Raw genomic sequence first — 18273 nt, forward strand, 5'->3', positions numbered from 1 at the left:
CTTATTGGAATCCCGATCGGCGATCCAGGCCACACCTTACCTAAACTTTTCAGGTTATTGCTTCAAACCTGCAATACACGGTGAGACAAACAACTCCCCGCGCCACGCGCCTTGCACGGTGCGCTTACCGACGATCAGCCACATCACCGCCAGCAGGCTCACCAGCACGCAGCCGACCACGCTGAAAAATCCGAGGTTCAGCGTGCTGGCAAGCTTGAGGGTTGCCAGCGAATACACCCCCAGCGGGAAGGTAAAACCCCACCAGCCGAGATTGAACGGGATGCCGTCACGCAGGTAACGCGCGGTGATCAACAGCGCCATCAACATCCACCACAAGCCGAAGCCCCACAGGGTGATGCCGGCGACCAGCCCGAGGCCCGCAGCGATTTCACCAATGCCCGGCAGGCCGTTGGCGGCGAAGATTGCCGGCGCATCGCTGCCCAGCAACAACATACCCAACGCACCGGTGCCAATCGGCCCGAGGGCCAGCCAGCTAGAGGCGGCCATGTTTTCGTGAGGCAGTTTATGCAGGGCCATGCGCAGCAAGAGAATGGTCAGAATGCTGAAGGCCACCGGCAGGGAAAATGCCCAGAGCACGTAGCTGGTGGTCAGCACCACCAGTTGCGCGTGGGCATCAGCCAGATGCGGCGCGAGCAAGCCGCCGCTGGCCGCTGCCACTTCTGCAGCGACCACCGGCAGCAGCCAGACCGCGGTCATCTGATCAATGCTGTGTTCCTGGCGGGTAAACATCATGTAGGGAATCAACACGCCGCAGGCCAGCGACATCGCCACGTCGAGCCACCAGAGCACTTCGGCAAGATGAATCACACCCTCGCCCCAACGCGGCAGGCCAAACACCAGAAAACCGTTGATGATGGTCGCCAGCCCCATGGGAATGGTGCCGAAGAACATCGAAACGGTGGAATGGCCGAAGATCCGCCGCGCTTCATCGAAGAAGAGAATCCAGCGCGCGGCATAAGCGAAGGTAAACAGGGTGAATAACAGAATGTTGAACAGCCACAAACCTTCGGCCACCGCGTGCAACCCGGGGATCGCCACTGGCAGTTGCGCCAGCGCCAGGGCCAGCACACCGGTGCCCATGGTCGCGGCGAACCAGTTCGGGGTGAATTGACGGATCACTTCACGCGGATGCTGAAGTTGGCTGAACGGCTTGATGCCGGGTTTGGCGCTGTTGGGGCAAATCATCATGAACTCCTGTCCTCTGGTGAGGTTGAGTCCATGGTAGAACCGAATCGAATATCTATATAACGGGTAATTTCTCTATCTGTTATCTACTTTACAGATAAGCGATCAAACACTGCCTTCGCTTTCGATCACCAGAATCCGCGCCGCGCCCTGCGGATGCGCCACGTGCTCGGTGCCGACCGAGGCGTAGAAGATATCGCCAACCTCAAGCAGCACCTGCTTTTCTTCACCCTGTTCGCGATAGCGCATCTGCACCTGCCCATCGAGCACCACGAACACTTCCTCGCCATCGTTGACGTGCCATTTGTACGGCTGATCGGTCCAGTGCAGGCGCGTGGTGATGCCGTTCATGTTGGCGATGTCCAGCGCGCCCCAAGCACGCTCGGCGGTGAACGACTTGCTGCGGATAATCTTCATCTGTCGATCCGTGAAAAGAAGGCCGGACAAAGGTAACTGAAACCACCGCGTTTATGGAGTGCTGCAAGCCTTGACTGCTTGCGGGCGCAGGCTGAGCAGCAACGCGGCGACGGCCAGTACGATCAATCCGGCGCCGTAGCCGTCGGTGGTCGCCAGCAAGCCGTAGGTGCGAGTCAAGTGTCCGGCGAGCAGTGCTGGCAGGCAGAACGCCAGATAACTCAGCGCGTAATACGCCGACATCAAACCGGCCCGTTCATGCGGCAGGGCCAAGGGCACCAGACTGCGCACCGCGCCGAGAAACCCCGAACCAAAGCCGCAACCGGCGACCAGTGTGCCGAGGAAAAACAGCGCCAGACTGGCACTGTGCACGCCAAGCAGAATCAGCAGCACCCCGATAGGCAGCAGACTGGCGCCGATTTGCAGGGCTTTGCCAGCGGGACGATTGCGCAAAGTGAAAATCATCAGCGCCCCGGTCACGGTCAACGCCGAAACGGTAGCACCGCCGATCAGGTTCGAAGTCGAGCCGGTAGCGGTGCGCACCAGCGACGGCGCCAGTGAGGCAAAAAAACCGCCGAGGGCCCAGGTCGCGGTATTCAGCGGCAGCACACGCCACAAGGTCGAGCGGGCCTGAACCGGCACATGCAGGGTCGGCCGCAGCGAAGCCCAGGCCCCGGCTTGCGGGGTGACGCTTTCCGGCAGACGCCAGACATACACCGCCTGCAACACAAACAGCGCCAGCAGCAACCAGTACGTCAGTTGCAACGGCGCCGGGGCGAATTCGGCCAGCAAGCCACAGCCCATGCTGCCCAGCGCCATGCCGAGCAACGGAGCGACGCTGTTGATCAACGGCCCTTGCTGACGGTCGGTGTCGAGCAGTGTGGCGCTCAAAACAGCGGTGGCCATGCCGGTGGCGAAACCTTGCAGCACGCGAGCGCTGATTAACCAGGCAACGCTGTCGGCATAAATGAACAACAACATCGCCAGCGCATTGAGCAGCACTGCAGTGAAAATCACCGGTTTGCGTCCCAGGTGATCGGACAGCGATCCGACCGTCAACAGCGCCGCCAGCAGACTCAGGGCATACACGCCGAAAATCAGGGTCAGCACCGCTGCCGAGAAGTGCAGTTGATCCTGATACAGGTGATACAACGGGGTCGGCGCTGTGGAAGCGGCGAGAAAACTCAGTAAGGTGATCGCCAGAAAAATCAGGCTGCCACGGTTGGAAGCAAGGCTGGTCATGTGCACACTCCGCAAAAGCTAATTTTTTGCTTTTGCGGAGTGTGCTCTCGGCTTTGGCTTAAAGCAAATTCTTTGTGTTAAGGTCTGGTGCATGGCTATTAAAGAAGGTTTACGCCCGGGCGGCCGCAGTGCCCGGGTGCAAGAGTCGATTCATTCGGCAGTCCGCGCACTTCTGCAAGAACAGGAGCGCAGCAGCGTGACCGTCCCGCAAATCGCGGCGCGCGCCGGGGTGACGCCGTCGACGATCTATCGACGCTGGGGTGATCTGGCGGCGTTGCTCGCCGACGTTGCCCTCGCCCGCATGCGCCCCGACAGCGAACCGGCGGTGACCGGTGACCTGCGCGGTGATATTCGCGCCTGGGCCGAGCAATATCTGGACGAAATGAGTTCAGAGCCGGGGCGCCACATGATGCGCGACGTGCAGGCCAGCGCCACGCCGGGTTACTGCGTGACGATTCTTGGCGCGCAGTTGCAGACCATCATTGACCGCTACCCGGATGAAACGGCGCCGAGCGTTGATCGGTTGATCAATCTGGTGGTGGCGCCGGTGGTGTTCCGGATTCTGTTTTCGGCGGCGGCGCTGGAGGTGGATGAGCTGCATCGGTTGATTGATATCGCACTGCAACAGGACTGACGCCATCGCGAGCAGGCTCGCTCCTACAATTGGAATGCGTTCCACCTGCAGGATTGAGCCTGCTCGCGATGGGGCCCAAAGAGTCACTATAAAAACCACCCGGTTTCAAACCTGCGACACCCCGCCACGCCACGACCTTGGTCGACACTGACTAACCGCCATACTCATGCGAGACTGTCCGCCCGGGCAGGACTGCCGGGGGAGTCTTCTGTCGGGAGTGTTGCATGTCGTTGTCCACCGGGCTGATCGCCGCCGTCGCCCTGGCCTATATGGCCATCATGTTCGCCATCGCCTTCTACGGCGACCGTCGCAGCACGCCGTTGCCGCCGCGGATGCGCGCGTGGGTGTACAGCCTGTCGCTGGCGGTTTATTGCACCAGTTGGACATTTTTCGGCGCGGTCGGTCAGGCGGCGGAACAGCTGTGGTCATTCCTGCCGATCTACCTCGGGCCGATCCTGTTGTTGCTGGGCGCACCGTGGGTCCTGCAGAAAATGGTGATGATCAGCAAGCAGGAAAACATCACCTCGATTGCCGACTTCATCGCCGCGCGCTACGGCAAATCGCAATCGCTGGCGGTGGTGGTGGCGCTGATCTGCCTGGTTGGCGTCCTGCCCTATATCGCTCTGCAACTCAAAGGCATCGTGCTCGGCGTGAACCTGTTGATCGGCGCCGGTGCCGACGCCATGGGCACCCGCGCCCAGGACACCGCGCTGATTGTGTCGCTGGTGCTGGCGCTGTTCACCATCGTCTTCGGTACGCGCAACCTCGATGCCACCGAGCACCACCGCGGCATGGTGCTGGCGATTGCGTTTGAATCGCTGGTCAAGCTGTTCGCCTTTCTCGCCGTTGGCGCTTTCGTGACCTACGGGCTGTACGACGGTTTTGACGACCTGTTCAATCAGGCGATGCTCGCGCCGCGCCTCGAGGAATACTGGAAGGAAACGATTAACTGGCCGTCGATGGTGGTGCAGACCGGGGTGGCGATGATGGCGATCATCTGCCTGCCGCGACAGTTTCACGTCACGGTGGTGGAGAACATCGACCCGCAGGACTTGCGCCTGGCCAAGTGGGTGTTCCCGGCGTATCTGGCGCTGGCCGCGCTGTTCGTGGTGCCGATCGCCCTCGCCGGGCAGATGATGCTGCCGAGTCACGTACTGCCCGACTCGTTCGTGATCAGCCTGCCACTGGCCCAGGCCCATCCGGCTCTGGCATTGCTGGCGTTCATCGGCGGTGCGTCGGCGGCCACCGGCATGGTGATTGTGGCGAGCGTGGCACTGTCGACCATGGTCTCCAACGACATGCTCTTGCCGTGGTTGCTGCGACGTAACAACGCCGAGCGCCCGTTCGAAGTGTTCCGTCAATGGATGCTCTCGGTGCGCCGCGTGAGCATCGTGCTGATTCTGTTGCTGGCCTACGTCAGCTACCGCTTGCTCGGCTCTACCGCGAGCCTGGCGACCATCGGCCAGATTGCCTTCGCCGCCGTCACCCAACTGGCTCCGGCGATGCTCGGCGCGCTGTACTGGAAGCAGGCTAACCGTCGTGGGGTTTTCGCCGGTCTGGCCGCCGGTACGTTCCTCTGGTTTTACACGCTGGTCCTGCCGATTGCCGCCCACAGCCTCGGCTGGTCGCTGAGCACTTTTCCCGGTCTGGCGTGGCTGCACAGCAACCCGCTGAACCTGCCGATCACCCCGCTGACCCAAGGTGTGGTGCTGTCGCTGGCGGGCAACTTCACGTTATTCGCCTGGGTCTCGGTATTGTCGCGCACGCGAGTTTCGGAACACTGGCAGGCCGGACGCTTTATCGGTCAGGAAATCAGCGCCCGGCCGAATGCGCGTTCGATGCTCGCAGTGCAGATCGACGATTTGCTGCAACTGGCGGCACGCTTTGTCGGTGAAGAACGCGCGCGGCAGAGCTTCATTCGTTTCGCCTACCGTCAGGGCAAGGGCTTCAACCCGAACCAGAATGCCGACGGCGAATGGATCGCCCACACCGAACGCCTGCTGGCCGGTGTGCTCGGTGCTTCGTCGACGCGCGCAGTGGTAAAAGCCGCGATTGAAGGTCGGGAAATGCAACTGGAGGACGTCGTCCGTATCGCTGACGAAGCCTCGGAAGTCCTGCAGTTCAACCGCGCGTTGCTGCAAGGTGCGATCGAGAACATCACCCAGGGCATCAGCGTGGTCGACCAGTCGCTGAAACTGGTGGCGTGGAACCGGCGTTATCTGGAGCTGTTCAACTACCCGGACGGTTTGATCAGCGTCGGCCGGCCGATTGCCGACATCATTCGCTACAACGCCGAACGTGGCCTGTGCGGCCCCGGCGAAGCGGAAGTCCACGTTGCCCGGCGCCTGCACTGGATGCGTCAGGGCCGTGCGCACACTTCCGAACGCCTGTTCCCCAATGGCCGGGTGATCGAGCTGATCGGCAACCCGATGCCCGGCGGCGGCTTCGTCATGAGTTTCACCGATATCACCGCGTTCCGCGAAGCCGAACAGGCGCTGACCGAGGCCAACGAAGGCCTGGAGCAACGGGTCAGCGAGCGCACGCAGGAGCTGTCGCAGCTCAACGTCGCACTGACCGAAGCCAAGGGCTATGCCGAGGCGGCCAACCAGTCGAAAACCCGCTTCCTCGCGGCGGTCAGCCATGACCTGATGCAGCCGCTGAACGCCGCGCGCCTGTTCTCTGCCGCCCTCTCCCATCAGGACGACGGCTTGAGCAGCGAGGCGCAGAAACTGGTGCATCACCTCGACAGTTCGCTGCGTTCGGCAGAAGACCTGATCAGCGACCTGCTGGATATTTCCCGTCTGGAAAACGGCAAGATCAACCCCGATCGCAAGCCGTTCGCGCTCAATGAGCTGTTCGATACGCTCGGCGCCGAATTCAAGGCGCTGGCCCAGGAACAAGGTCTGACCTTCCGTGTGCGCGGCAGCCAGTTGCGCATCGACAGCGACATCAAATTGCTGCGACGGATTCTGCAGAATTTCCTCACCAACGCTTTCCGCTACGCCAAAGGTCCGGTGCTGCTGGGCGTGCGCCGGCGCGATGGCGAGCTGAGTCTGGAAGTGTGGGATCGCGGGCCGGGGATTCCGGAAGACAAGCAACAAGTGATTTTCGAGGAGTTCAAGCGCCTCGACAGCCATCAGACCCGCGCCGAAAAAGGCCTCGGGCTGGGCCTGGCGATTGCCGACGGTTTGTGTCGCGTGCTCGGCCATACCCTGCGCGTACGTTCGTGGCCGGGGCGCGGCAGCGTGTTCAGCGTCAGCGTGCCGCTGGCCCGGACGCAAGCGCTGCCGCAAAAAGCCGCGGTGGAGTTGAACGGCAAGCTGCTCAGCGGCGCGCAGGTGCTGTGCGTCGACAATGAAGACAGCATTCTGATTGGCATGAACAGCCTGCTGACCCGCTGGGGCTGCCAGGTGTGGACGGCGCGCAATCGCGAAGAATGCGCGGCGTTGCTCAACGATGGCGTACGACCGCAACTGGCACTGGTCGACTATCACCTCGACCACGGCGATACCGGTACCGAGCTGATGGCTTGGTTGCGCACCACGCTGGGTGAGCCGGTACCGGGCGTGGTGATCAGCGCCGATGGCCGCCCGGAAACCGTGGCGCAGGTGCATGCGGCGGGGCTGGATTATCTGGCCAAACCGGTGAAACCGGCGGCGTTGCGGGCGTTGTTGAGTCGGTATGTGCCGTTGTAAAAGCAAAGATCGCAGCCTGCGGCAGCTCCTACATTGGAGTCGTAATCATCCTGTAGGAGCTGCCGCAGGCTGCGATCTTTTGCTCTTTACTCTGGCAGTTCGACCAAGCCATCAACATCGGTCATCGCCCGCTCCAGCAGATCCGCCGGCAGACTCTTGCTGGCCCGCGCACCAAGCAATTTAAGCTGCTCACTGCGGCTGACCAGGTTGCCGCGCCCTTCCGTGAGTTTGTTGCGCGCCGAGCTGTAGGCCTTGTCCAGCTGTTGCAGGCGATTACCGACTTCATCCAGATCCTGAATGAACAGCACGAATTTGTCGTACAGCCAGCCTGCACGTTCGGCGATTTCCCGGGCGTTCTGGCTTTGCCGCTCCTGCTTCCACAGACTGTCGATCACCCGTAGCGTCGCCAGCAACGTGGTCGGGCTGACGATCACGATGTTACGGTCGAACGCCTCCTGGAATAGCGCCGGCTCGGCCTGCAATGCGGCCGAAAACGCCGCTTCGATCGGCACGAACAGCAAGACGAAATCGAGGCTGTGCAGGCCTTCCAGACGCTTGTAATCCTTGCCGGCCAGACCTTTGACGTGGCTGCGCAACGACAGCACGTGCTGCTTGATCGCGATCTGGCCGAGGGTGTCGTCTTCAGCGGCAACGTACTGCTGATAGGCGGTGAGACTGACTTTGGAGTCGACCACCACCTGCTTGTCGCCCGGCAGGTAAATGACCACGTCCGGCTGGAAGCGCTCGCCATCCGGCCCCTTGAGGTTGACCTGGGTCTGGTACTCGCGGCCCTTCTCCAGCCCCGCATGTTCCAGCACCCGCTCAAGGATCAGCTCGCCCCAGTTGCCTTGGGTCTTCTGGCCTTTGAGGGCGCGGGTCAGGTTGGTCGCTTCGTCACTCAGGCGCAGGTTAAGCGCTTGCAGACGCTCCAGCTCCTTGGCCAGCGAAAAGCGTTCGCGGGCTTCGGCCTGATAGCTTTCTTCCACGCGTTTTTCGAAGGACTGGATGCGTTCTTTCAGCGGATCAAGCAACTGGCCGAGGCGCTGTTGACTGGTTTCGGCAAAGCGCTGTTCACGCTCATCGAAGATCTTCCCCGCCAGCTCGGCGAACTGCGCGCGCAGCTCATCGCGCGAGCCTTGCAGGTCGTTGAGGCGTTGCTGATGGCTTTCCTGTTGCTCACGCAGTTCGGCGTTGAGCGACGCGGCCTGGGCGTCGAGGCGACGCAATTCGGCTTCCTTGTTGGCACGCTCGATGTTCCAGGCGTGAGAAGCGTCACGGGCGTCATCACGCTCGATCTGCAGCAGCTCGACTTCGCGGCGCAGGGCCGCCAATTCCGCCTGCTTGGCGGCATTGGCCTGGCCGAGGTCGACGATTTCATCGCGGCTCGCCTCCAGCTGCGCGTTAAGCCCGTCCTGCGCCAGTTGCGCCATGGCCAGGCGCTCTTCGAGCAAGGCGACCTCGGCTTGCCGGTCGCTGGCTCGCCGCTGCAGTTGCCAGGCCAGCGCCAGCAGCGGCAATCCCGCGCCCGCCAGACCCAGCAACACGCTGGTCAAGTCCATAGCCATAGCCACTCCTGCCGATTCGATAAAGCCTGAAGGTTAACCAAGGCGTGGGGCGTTGGACAGCTCAGTCTTCGAGCAGACCGAGTTCGCGTTGTGCACGCCGGTCGCCGGCGCGAGCGGCCTGGCGCAGCAGATCCTGCCCGATGCGCCGATCACGGGCATTGCCGCACTCGCGGCACATCAATTGGCCGAGACGACTTTGTGCCGCGACCACGCCTTCGCGCGCCGGTTGCTTGAGCAGACGCCCCGCCAGATGCTTGGCATTACGGTTATCGCCCAGACGCGGGCTGTCGAGTAGCCATTCGGCCACACGCACGGAAAATCGCTTGGGAGGGGTAACACGAGGGTGTTCGGAGGTAACAGAGTCTGGTACTGAGCGAAACTTCATAAAACACTGTGGGACAGATCGGAAGGCGCGCCACTCTACTCTCTTTTTCGTACAGGTAAAGTCGAAAAAAAACCCGGCACGCCCGTCCTAGAGCAAGCGCTAGGGACAATCCACAGAAGCTGTGGATAACTCAGTGGACAACCGCTCTCGAAGACGCGCAAAGCCTTGTGGAATGGGGCTCGCAGTCAAACTGACGATTTTTTCACCAACAAAAAAAGACGATATTTTTCATTGACTTAAACTTTTGATGCAGGCAGCCATCGAGGTCAGGATTGATATGACAGTACGGTTACGTCCTGCGCAACTAATGTGCACAAGTACCTGTTACCCGGTTATATCGATGCGCTTTTTTGGCTCGTTTTGCGCCTCAAGCTGGGGATAAGCGGGTTGGCGATGGGCATGGCTGCACGCTTTTGTGGCGACGGATGGTTTCTTCGCGAGCCGGCTCGCTCCCACAATCGGCCCCGTTCTCCTGTGGGAGCGAGCCAGCTCGCGAAGGGGCCAGCCATGTCACCCGTGATCCGCGCCACCGACCGAAATCTTTTTTTGCCGCCGGGTTTGCATTGCCCAGAACGTTCCGTTAATATCCGCGGCGTTAGTACCAAGCTGAAAGTCAATTCCGGTCGAACACATCCCCACGGTCAACCTTCTTCCCAGAAGCCCTTCACCGAAAAAAGCGGGAACGACCCCTCGATGGTTTCCAGGTAAATCTTGCGCCGACACTGCCTTTGAATGAATGCAAAGGGTGTTGCGAAGACCACTTACTCTGACCGAACCAACCTGCAAATTGATCAGGATCTTCACCCCGGGCCCAGAACCTTTGCCCTCGATGTGTTGCCTGTCCTCCTAAGTACCTACCTGCCAGCCCAAGCGCGCCAACTTAATAGCGCTTCAAACTGGCTGCTTTGTTCCAGTCGGGTTCTTTGTTCGACCAATGGTGGTCGACATTACTGGAACGTTTTAACGTTGCACGGTTCTTATCCGTGTCATTTGTAGGAACACCTAATAACTATGTCTACTCAAATCCAGACTCAGGATGCCATTCGCACCCTAACCAACGCTTTTGCCCCAATGAACTGCCTGATCATGGCCGCTCGCAAAGGCTGCTTCAGCTTCACCGTGGTCAATGAACACGGGATCGCTCGCCACAGCGAGCGTCTGTACCCTGATCAATACTCCAGCGCTGAACCGCTGCAGGCCATTATTGATCGTACGCGCCAGGCATTGATTGCCTGAGAGCCGAAAAGGCTGCAAAAGCAAAAGCCCCGCACACAATGCGGGGTTTTTTATTGCCCGATATTTCGCTTTTAGCCCTTCGCGCCTAAGCACCTTCGGATATAACGCCTGAGGCTCGCTGCCGGAAATATTTTAAAAACAGGCCTTTACGTCGCGAATATGACACTACACTTCAACTCAAGCGGCTTGACCCGCTTCCGGCGAGCCTGAGTCGAATCACCGCTGCCAAGGCCCCTTCAGGTTCCGCCGCCCAATTACAAGAATCGAGGGCATTATGGGTATCGCTGCCAGCGAACTGTGTCGCTACGTGATCCGTCCCACACTGATTTATCTGGGACGTCACTGCGCAACCGCCGAATCCCTCCTGTTGGGGATCGCCGCCAGCCAGTCTGCCCTCGGTTCAGCCCTGCATGATCGCCGTGGCCACGGCCTCTACCGGATTGCCGAGCATCGCCATCAAGCCCTTTGGGATCACTATCTGGCACTGGATCCGGAGCGCGCGAGCCTGGTTCGCGGCCTCGCCAGCCAGCATGCTTTTCTCAGTGGCCCGCACTTGGAATTGACCGTCAACCTGCGTTACGCCACCGCCATCGCCTGGCTGCTGGTAGAAGAACAACACCCCACCCTCCCCGCCCCTGACGATCTGCTGAGCATGGCGCGAATCTGGCGTCAGACCTTCCAGTCGCAAGGGCGCCTGCGCGACTTCACCTACGCCTGGCAAACATGTGTTTCACCGGTGAATCAGGTCGCGTGTTGACCGGCGAGTTTTAGAAGATCGCCCAACAGGTCGCGAATCTGGTCGGATTGTCCTACAAAACCGCTCTAACTCAAGCCATAGGGACTATAGCGCTGGGACGAAAATGTTGGTAATTTTCGCCCCGGTGATCACCAGGAGTTCTAATAATGAAAAAAGTCATGCTCAAAACCACCCTTAGCCTCGCCGTTACCATGGCATCCACCCAGATCTTCGCAGCTGGCTTTGCCATCAACGAACACAGCATCAGCGGGATGGGCACTGGTTACGCTGGGCGATCTTCTTCTGCCGACGACGCAAGCACTGTTTATGGCAACCCTGCCGGCATGTCGCGCCTCACGCGCGAACAAGTCACCGGCGGTGTTGCATTCCTCGATGCCAAGACCGATATCAGCGACGCCAGCTCCAGCCCTAACGGCGGCAGCAACAAAGGCGACATGGTGCCCTTCACCTCTGTACCTATGGGCTTCTACGTCAAACCGATCGACGAGCATTGGGCATTCGGCCTCGGCGTATACGTGCCGTTCGGCCTGATCACCGACTACGAAAATGGCTTCGCCGGCCGTTACTTCGGCAGCAAGTCCGAAGTCCAAGTCATCACTTTCCAGCCGACTGTCAGCTACAAGTTCAACGACGTGGTGTCGATCGGTTTCGGTCCGACCATCAACCGCATCGACGGCACGCTGGAATCCAACCTGTCGATCACTCAGGCACTGCCCGACGGCAAGGTCAAGATCAAGGGTGATGACACCGCACTGGGCTACAACATCGGCGTGCTGGTACAAGCCACCGACACCACCCGCCTGGGTCTGACCTACCACTCGAAGGTCGACTACAAGCTCGAAGGCAACACCAAGGTCAACTACGGCGCACTGGCTGCCGTTGGCCTGGGCGCCAGCCAGAAGTACGACGCTTCGCTGAAGATCACCACACCTGAATCCGTGGACTTCTCGGTCACTCAGGCGATCAACGATCGTTGGAACGTCTACGCCGGTTCGACCTGGACCCGCTGGAGCCAACTGGAAAAGATCACCGTCAAGAACTCCGGCGTGCAGCCGCTGCTGGCCGGTCAGTTCGGCGAGATCACCGAAGACCAGAACTGGCATGACTCCTGGGCTTACGCCGTGGGTACTTCGTACCAGTTGAACAAGGAATGGGTGCTGCGTACTGGCCTGACCTTCGACCAGTCGCCGACCAACAACGTTGACCGTTCGCCACGCATTCCTACTGGCGACCGCACGATCTTCAGCCTTGGTGCCGGCTGGAGCCCGACCGAAGACCTGACCATCGACGTGGCTTACTCGTACCTGAAGGAAGAGTCGGTCAAGATTCGCAACGAAAACAATCGTGGCCAGAGCTACGACGCCAAGTATGAAAACTCGGCAAACGGTTTCGGTGTCGGCGCGACCTATCGCTTCTGATGCTGCACGGCGAGGCTAAACCCTCGCCCACAAAAAAGCCCCGCTCTCTTTGCAGAAAGCGGGGCTTTTTTGTCCCTGAGATTTACAACCTGTAGGAGCTGTCGAGTGAAACGAGGCTGCGATCTTTTGATCTTGCTTTTCAGGATCAAAAGATCGCAGCGTGCCGCAGCTCCTACAGGGATTGCATCAGGGTTTGAGGGGTTTTGAGGCGATAGCTTTCTCCACCGCCGCAATAAACTCCGGGTCGTCCGGCTTGGTCAGACTGGAGAAATTGGCAATCACTTTGCCCTGACGGTCGATCACGTACTTGTAGAAATTCCACTTCGGCGCGCTGCTCTGTTCGGCCAGTACCTTGAACAAGTGAGTGGCGTCATCGCCACGGACTTTCTGCGGTTCGGTCATGGTGAACGTCACGCCGTAGTTGGCGTAGCAGACCTTGGCGGTTTCGGCGCTGTCCCTGGACTCCTGCTTGAAGTCATTGGACGGCACGCCGAGCATTTCCAGACCTTGCGCCTTGTAGTGCTGATTGAGCGCTTCGAGGCCCTCGAATTGTGGGGCGAAGCCACAGAAACTGGCGGTATTGACCACCACCAGCGGCTTGCCGGCGTAGCGCTGGCACAGATCGACGGATTCCTTGGCGCGCAACTTGGGCAACGATCCTTGTAGCGCCTCCGGACAATCAGCGGCCTGAGCCATTGCGGTCAACGCCATCAGCAACGCGGGTACAGCACACCAGCGCATGAGCATGTCGGGCATCCTTGAGCAGTCATCAGACCCCGACGTTACTCGCCCTCAAAGCCTACAAGCAAGCGCCCATGCCCAACTGCATCAACGCCAGGCCGCCCTGATGCCAGCCCCACCACACCAGCGCCAGCAACAGCGCGCCGAGTGCGGTGAAAGCGATTTGTGGCCAGGAGCGCTTCATACGGCACCGACAGCCGGCTGCAGACGTGCCACCGGAAGCTCGCGTACCGGCCAGTTCAGCGCGGCCGCCAGCAGGCTCAAAAGAATCGCCACTTGCCAGATCAAGTCATAACTCCCGGTACGGTCATACACAACCCCACCCAGCCAGCCGCCGAGGAACGAGCCGAGCTGATGAAAGAGGAACACGATACCGCCGAGCATGGACAGGTTACGCACACCAAACAAGGTCGCCACCGTGCCGTTGGTCAACGGCACCGTCGACAGCCACAGGAAGCCCATGGCCATGCCGAACAGGTACGCCGAGGTCGTCGTCACTGGCAGCCACAGGAACAGCACGATCACCACCGCACGCAGCAGGTACAACGCCGTCAGCAGACGCGGCTTGGACATGCGTCCGCCGAGCCAGCCGGCGGTGTAAGTGCCGAAGATATTGAACAGACCGATCAGCGCCAGCACCGTGGTGCCGACGGTCGCCGGCAGATGTTGATCGACCAGATAGGCCGGCAGATGCACGCCGATGAACACCACCTGGAAGCCGCAGACGAAAAAGCCGAACGCCAACAGCCAGAACCCCGAGTGCGAACAGGCTTCGCGTAATGCTTCGGACAAGCTCTGCTCATGGCCCAGCACCGGCAGCGGCTTGTCCTTGAGCATGCTCACCAGCGGCACGATCAACGCCACCAGCAGGCCAAGCACCAGCAGCGCCGCCGACCAGCCGAGCCAGCCGATCAAACCCAGCGTGCCCGGCAACATCGCAAACTGGCCGAACGAACCGGCGGCACTGGCGATGCCCATGCCCATGCTGCGTTTTTCCGGCGGCACCGCACGACCGACCACACCGAGAATCACCGAGAACGAAGTTCCGGAGAGGCCGATACCGATCAGCAGGCCCGCACTCAGTGACAGGGTCAGCGCCGAATCGGACAGCCCCATGCACACCAGGCCCGCGGCATAAAGCACGCCACCGACCAGCACCACTTTCGCCGCACCGAAACGGTCAGCCAGCGCACCAGTGAACGGCTGCGCCAGGCCCCAGATCAGGTTCTGCAAGGCGATGGCGAAGGCAAACACTTCGCGCCCCCAGCCGAACTGCGCACTCATCGGCGACAGGAACAGGCCGAAGCCGTGTCGCACGCCCAATGACAACGCCAGAATCAGCGCACTTCCCAGCAACACCCAACCGCACGTACGCCACATCGATGTCATTGTTATTCTCCGTTCGCGGGTATATACCCGCTTAAAACCGGAAAAACCGGCCCTCAGGCCAGTTCATCCAACAGTCGCAGCAAGGTTTCACGCTTCTCGGCGCCCAGACGATCGATCAATCGCTGTTGCGCCGCTTCCCAGGCCGGCAGCGCCGCCGCGAGGCGCTGTGCACCGGTTTCGGTGAGCCGGACGATGCGGTTACGCATGTCCTCGCCCTCGGCCAGCGCCACCAGGCCCTCGCCTTCGAGCACCCGCAGGTTGCGCCCCAGAGTGCTGCGATCCAGGCCCATGGCTTCAGCCAGTTCCGAGATGCTCGGTTGATCCAGACGCTGCAGATTGCACAGCAAAGAATACTGGGCAACGTTGATCCCGAAGCCGTCGAGAGCGCCGTCGTAATGCCTGCTGACGCCACGAGCGGCGCGACGCAGGTTGGTGCACAAACACTGAGAAGGAAGCATGATGCGTGTATATACCCGCGACTGTGTTAAATCAAGTTACACATGAGTTTTACCCATACATTTGTAGCGCCTGGCAGACCGCTTTCGCGAGCAGGCTCGCGCCCACAGGGAAAACGCATTCCAAATGTGGGAGTGAGCCTGCTCGCGATGAGGCCAGAACAGGCAACACAAATATCTCAGACCAACACCACCCCGACCAACACCACCATCTCCAGCAATTCCAGCAACGCCCCCGCTGTATCGCCAGTGGTCCCGCCCAACCGCCGCATCATCACCCGCCGCAGCCAGACAAACCCAGCGAACGCGACAACCAGCGCAGCAATCGCTTTCACTCCGGCAATCAGCAAGCAGGCCAGCGCACTCGCCCCAAGCACCCACCAACCGGCCCGGCGCGGCAGATGATCAGCCAACGCCTGCCCCAACCCTCCCGCCCGCACATACGGCGTAGTCAGAAACAGCCCCAGCAGCGCCGCGCGCCCCAGCAGGGGTACGATGATCAACATCACTGCGTGCCCCTGCTCGATCAGCGCCAGCAACGCGCAGAACTTCAGCAGCAACACCAACACCAGCGTCACCACCGCGATCGGCCCGCTGCGCGGATCCTTCATGATCGTCAGCGTGCGCTCGCGATCACCGAAACCACCGAGCCAGGCGTCGGCGCTGTCGGCCAGACCATCGAGGTGCAGCGCGCCGCTGAGCAGCACCCATACCGTCAGCAACAGCGCCGCATGCAGCAGCAACGGCGCGCCGACCAATGCCAGGTTCAACACCCAGAGGATCACCCCGAACAGCAACCCCACCAGCGGATAAAACAACAGCGAACGCCCCAGCTGTTGCGGCGCCGGCATCCCCGGCAGACGAATCGGCAAGCTGCTGAGAAATTGCAGGGCGATCCACAGTGGCAGCATGTCAGTGACCTTCCTTGAGCACGCCATCGGCTTCGACGCTCAGCGCAAACAGCGAAGCATGCGCGACTTCGACATTGAGCAACTGCTCACGCGGCAAACCACGCGCCTGCGCCAGCAACAGGCGCATCACGCCGCCATGACTGATCAGCAGAACGCGTTCACCGGCATAGGCCTGATACAACCGCGCAACCGCGCCCAGCACACGAGCCGCAAAATCACTGACCGGCTCACCCTGCGGCGGCGTGAAGGCATACGGATCGGCCCAGAACAACCCCAACGCCTCGGCATCGGTCTCCATCAACGCCGCTGCGCTCTGCCCTTCCCAGGCACCGAAGTGCAGTTCCTGCAGGTCCTTGTCCAACTGCACCGGCAGATTCAGTTGCTCGCCCAGCTCTGCAGCGAACCGCGCACAACGCTGCAACGGCGAACTGACCAGCCGATCCCACGGCCCGCCCGCGACCACGGCGGCACGCATCTGCACCCAACCCTTTTCCGTGAGCGCATCATCGAGACTGCCGCGCAAACCGCCGCCCAGCTCAGTCTCACCGTGGCGCAGCAGGTCCAGACGCAACGTCATGCGGGACGATCCGCCACCGCGGCTTCGGCGAACGTCGCCATCTGCCCGTGCAGGTCGCAGGCCAGACGCAACAGCGGCACGGCCAACGCCGCCCCGCTGCCCTCGCCCAGCCGCAAACCGAGCTCCAGCAGCGGTTCGGCGCGCAAGGTTTCCAGCACATGGCGATGGCCCGGTTCGGCACCACGATGGCCGAACAGCAGCCACTCGCGGCAGGCCGGATTCAGCCGCACCGCGACCAACGCAGCGACCGTGCAGATAAAGCCGTCGACCAGCACCGCGACACCTTCCTGCGCACAGGCCAGATACGCGCCGACCAGTGCGGCGATTTCAAAACCACCGAGGTTGAACAGGGTTTGCAGCGCATCGCCACGTTGCGCCGCATGCAGCGCCAGCGCGCGCTCGATCACTTGCGCTTTATGGCTGACGCCTTCGGCATTCAACCCGGTGCCGGGACCGGTCAAGTGGGCCACCGGGCAATCGAGCAAGGCACACGCCAGCGCACTGGCGGCAGTGGTGTTGCCGATGCCCATTTCGCCACCGATGAACAACTGTGTACCAACGGCTTTGGCCCGCAGCACGCTGTCACGTCCAGCCTGCAAGGCAAGTTCGCCCTGCGCCTGGGTCATCGCCGCGCCCTTGACGAAGTTCGCCGTGCCCGGGCCGATGTTCAGATGGCGCACGCCCGGCAGATTCAACGACGGCGTCACGGTGCCCAGATCGACCACTTCCAGCTGCGCATCGAGCTGCCGCGCGAGCACACTGATTGCCGCACCGCCACTGACGAAGTTGAGCAACATCTGCCCGGTGACTTCCTGCGGGAACGCGGAAACGCCTTCCGCGACCACGCCGTGATCACCGGCGAAAATCGCGATCCAGACCTGCTTAAGGGTCGGTTTGATCTGCCCCTGCAACCCGGCCAGTTGCACCGCCACGCTTTCGAGACGACCGAGCGAGCCGGCCGGTTTGGTCAGTTGCTGCTGGCGCGCCGTCGCGTCTTCAACGCTCTCGGCATTCACGGATTGGCACGGGTTCAACCACCACGCTTGAGTCATAACGCAGGTCCTTTCAGGGTCAGGGGCAGGCCGGCGACGGTCAGGACGACTCGCTGACAACGCTCGGCCAGAGCTTGATGCAGCCAACCGGCTTCATCGACATAGCGGCGAGTCAATTCGCCCAGCGGCACGACACCCATTCCGGTCTCGTTGCTGACAAAAATGATTTCCCCCGGCAATGACGCCAGGCAGTCCGCCAGGGCTTCGCGCTCGGCAGCGAGACGCGTGGCGTCATCGAGCATCAGCAGATTGGTCAGCCACAGCGTCAGGCAATCCACCAGCAGGCAACGCTCGGCACTGGCGTTCTCGCGCAGGACGCGGGCCAGTTGCAGCGGTTCTTCGATCAGCGCCCAATCGGCCGGACGCCGGGCGCGGTGATGGGCGACGCGCTCGCTCATCTCACCGTCCAGCGGTTGGCTGGTGGCGATGTAAGTGACCGCCAGATGGCTGTCGCTGGCGAGTTTTTCCGCCAGGCGACTTTTGCCGGAGCGGGCGCCGCCGAGGATCAGTTGGAGCATGGTTCATTCCTTCAAATTAGCGGTGTACCGACTTCAGTCATCGCGAGCAGGCTCACTCCTACAGGAGATCGCGAACAA

Annotated in this window: 19 protein-coding genes; 5 read left to right on the forward strand and 14 right to left on the reverse strand. The window is 61.1% G+C overall.

Annotated features, from left to right (window positions below; genetic code table 11):
* Positions 1-54: 54 nt before the first annotated feature.
* The 3 genes from BW33_RS17565 to BW33_RS17575 form a co-directional block, all read right to left on the reverse strand.
* Positions 55-1206 (reverse strand): TDT family transporter, encoded by a 1152-nt coding sequence (locus BW33_RS17565; RefSeq protein WP_047600226.1) that lies wholly within the window; start codon positions 1204-1206, stop codon positions 55-57.
* Between the two features lie 105 nt (positions 1207-1311).
* Positions 1312-1623, reverse strand: coding sequence for a cupin domain-containing protein (locus tag BW33_RS17570; protein WP_027614074.1), 312 nt, complete (start codon positions 1621-1623; stop codon positions 1312-1314).
* Positions 1624-1674: 51 nt separating this feature from the next.
* Positions 1675-2862, reverse strand: coding sequence for an MFS transporter (locus BW33_RS17575; RefSeq protein ID WP_047600227.1), 1188 nt, complete (start codon positions 2860-2862; stop codon positions 1675-1677).
* A 91-nt stretch (positions 2863-2953) separates the two neighbouring features.
* Between BW33_RS17575 and BW33_RS17580 the strand changes: the two genes are divergently transcribed.
* Both BW33_RS17580 and BW33_RS17585 read left to right on the forward strand, forming a co-directional pair.
* Positions 2954-3496: a TetR/AcrR family transcriptional regulator gene (locus BW33_RS17580; RefSeq protein WP_047600228.1), complete on the forward strand. Its 543-nt coding sequence runs from the start codon at positions 2954-2956 to the stop codon at positions 3494-3496.
* A gap of 224 nt (positions 3497-3720) precedes the next feature.
* Positions 3721-7191: a hybrid sensor histidine kinase/response regulator gene (locus BW33_RS17585; RefSeq protein WP_047600229.1), complete on the forward strand. Its 3471-nt coding sequence runs from the start codon at positions 3721-3723 to the stop codon at positions 7189-7191.
* An 86-nt stretch (positions 7192-7277) separates the two neighbouring features.
* On the opposite strand, the gene rmuC is transcribed toward BW33_RS17585, so the two are convergent.
* From rmuC to BW33_RS29890, 3 genes are all read right to left on the reverse strand, one after another.
* Positions 7278-8642, reverse strand: a complete 1365-nt coding sequence (rmuC, locus tag BW33_RS17590) for a DNA recombination protein RmuC (protein ID WP_177327503.1) — start codon at positions 8640-8642, stop codon at positions 7278-7280.
* A gap of 175 nt (positions 8643-8817) precedes the next feature.
* Entirely contained in the window at positions 8818-9141 is a 324-nt protein-coding gene (locus BW33_RS17595; RefSeq protein WP_081794230.1) for a sel1 repeat family protein, read from the reverse strand.
* A 510-nt stretch (positions 9142-9651) separates the two neighbouring features.
* On the reverse strand, positions 9652-9945 hold the full coding sequence (locus BW33_RS29890; RefSeq protein ID WP_160168820.1) for a hypothetical protein: 294 nt from the start codon (positions 9943-9945) through the stop codon (positions 9652-9654).
* A gap of 207 nt (positions 9946-10152) precedes the next feature.
* Between BW33_RS29890 and BW33_RS17600 the strand changes: the two genes are divergently transcribed.
* The 3 genes from BW33_RS17600 (at position 10153) to BW33_RS17610 (ending at position 12552) form a co-directional block, all read left to right on the forward strand.
* Positions 10153-10377 carry a hypothetical protein gene (locus tag BW33_RS17600; RefSeq protein WP_007962908.1) on the forward strand — a complete coding sequence of 75 codons (225 nt, stop codon included), beginning with the start codon at positions 10153-10155 and terminating at the stop codon, positions 10375-10377.
* A 274-nt stretch (positions 10378-10651) separates the two neighbouring features.
* The gene (locus tag BW33_RS17605) at positions 10652-11134 is read left to right on the forward strand and encodes a hypothetical protein (RefSeq protein ID WP_047600232.1); all 483 of its coding nucleotides are present in this window, start codon (positions 10652-10654) and stop codon (positions 11132-11134) included.
* 146 nt (positions 11135-11280) lie between these two features.
* Complete coding sequence (locus BW33_RS17610) at positions 11281-12552, forward strand: OmpP1/FadL family transporter (protein ID WP_047600233.1); 1272 nt, start codon at positions 11281-11283, stop codon at positions 12550-12552.
* 186 nt (positions 12553-12738) lie between these two features.
* Here the strand turns inward: BW33_RS17610 and BW33_RS17615 are convergent, their stop codons facing one another.
* The 8 genes from BW33_RS17615 to cobU form a co-directional block, all read right to left on the reverse strand.
* The gene (locus BW33_RS17615) at positions 12739-13299 is read right to left on the reverse strand and encodes a glutathione peroxidase (protein WP_047600234.1); all 561 of its coding nucleotides are present in this window, start codon (positions 13297-13299) and stop codon (positions 12739-12741) included.
* Positions 13300-13351: 52 nt separating this feature from the next.
* Complete coding sequence (locus tag BW33_RS30335; protein ID WP_269079448.1) at positions 13352-13477, reverse strand: hypothetical protein; 126 nt, start codon at positions 13475-13477, stop codon at positions 13352-13354.
* Positions 13474-14682, reverse strand: coding sequence for an MFS transporter (locus tag BW33_RS17620; RefSeq protein WP_047600235.1), 1209 nt, complete (start codon positions 14680-14682; stop codon positions 13474-13476). The genes BW33_RS30335 and BW33_RS17620 overlap by 4 nt, the downstream gene beginning before the upstream one ends.
* 53 nt (positions 14683-14735) lie before the next feature.
* Complete coding sequence (locus BW33_RS17625) at positions 14736-15140, reverse strand: MarR family winged helix-turn-helix transcriptional regulator (protein WP_007950413.1); 405 nt, start codon at positions 15138-15140, stop codon at positions 14736-14738.
* 176 nt (positions 15141-15316) lie between these two features.
* Positions 15317-16048: an adenosylcobinamide-GDP ribazoletransferase gene (locus tag BW33_RS17630; RefSeq protein ID WP_047600236.1), complete on the reverse strand. Its 732-nt coding sequence runs from the start codon at positions 16046-16048 to the stop codon at positions 15317-15319.
* A 1-nt stretch (position 16049) separates the two neighbouring features.
* Positions 16050-16625, reverse strand: coding sequence for an alpha-ribazole phosphatase family protein (gene cobC, locus BW33_RS17635; protein WP_047600237.1), 576 nt, complete (start codon positions 16623-16625; stop codon positions 16050-16052).
* Positions 16622-17677, reverse strand: coding sequence for a nicotinate-nucleotide--dimethylbenzimidazole phosphoribosyltransferase (cobT, locus tag BW33_RS17640; protein WP_047600238.1), 1056 nt, complete (start codon positions 17675-17677; stop codon positions 16622-16624). Before cobT ends, cobC begins: the two co-directional genes overlap by 4 nt.
* Positions 17674-18195, reverse strand: a complete 522-nt coding sequence (gene cobU / locus BW33_RS17645; protein ID WP_047600239.1) for a bifunctional adenosylcobinamide kinase/adenosylcobinamide-phosphate guanylyltransferase — start codon at positions 18193-18195, stop codon at positions 17674-17676. The genes cobT and cobU overlap by 4 nt, the downstream gene beginning before the upstream one ends.
* Positions 18196-18273: the final 78 nt, after the last annotated feature.

This window comes from Pseudomonas sp. RIT288, assembly GCF_000631985.1.
Classification (GTDB): Bacteria; Pseudomonadota; Gammaproteobacteria; order Pseudomonadales; family Pseudomonadaceae; genus Aquipseudomonas.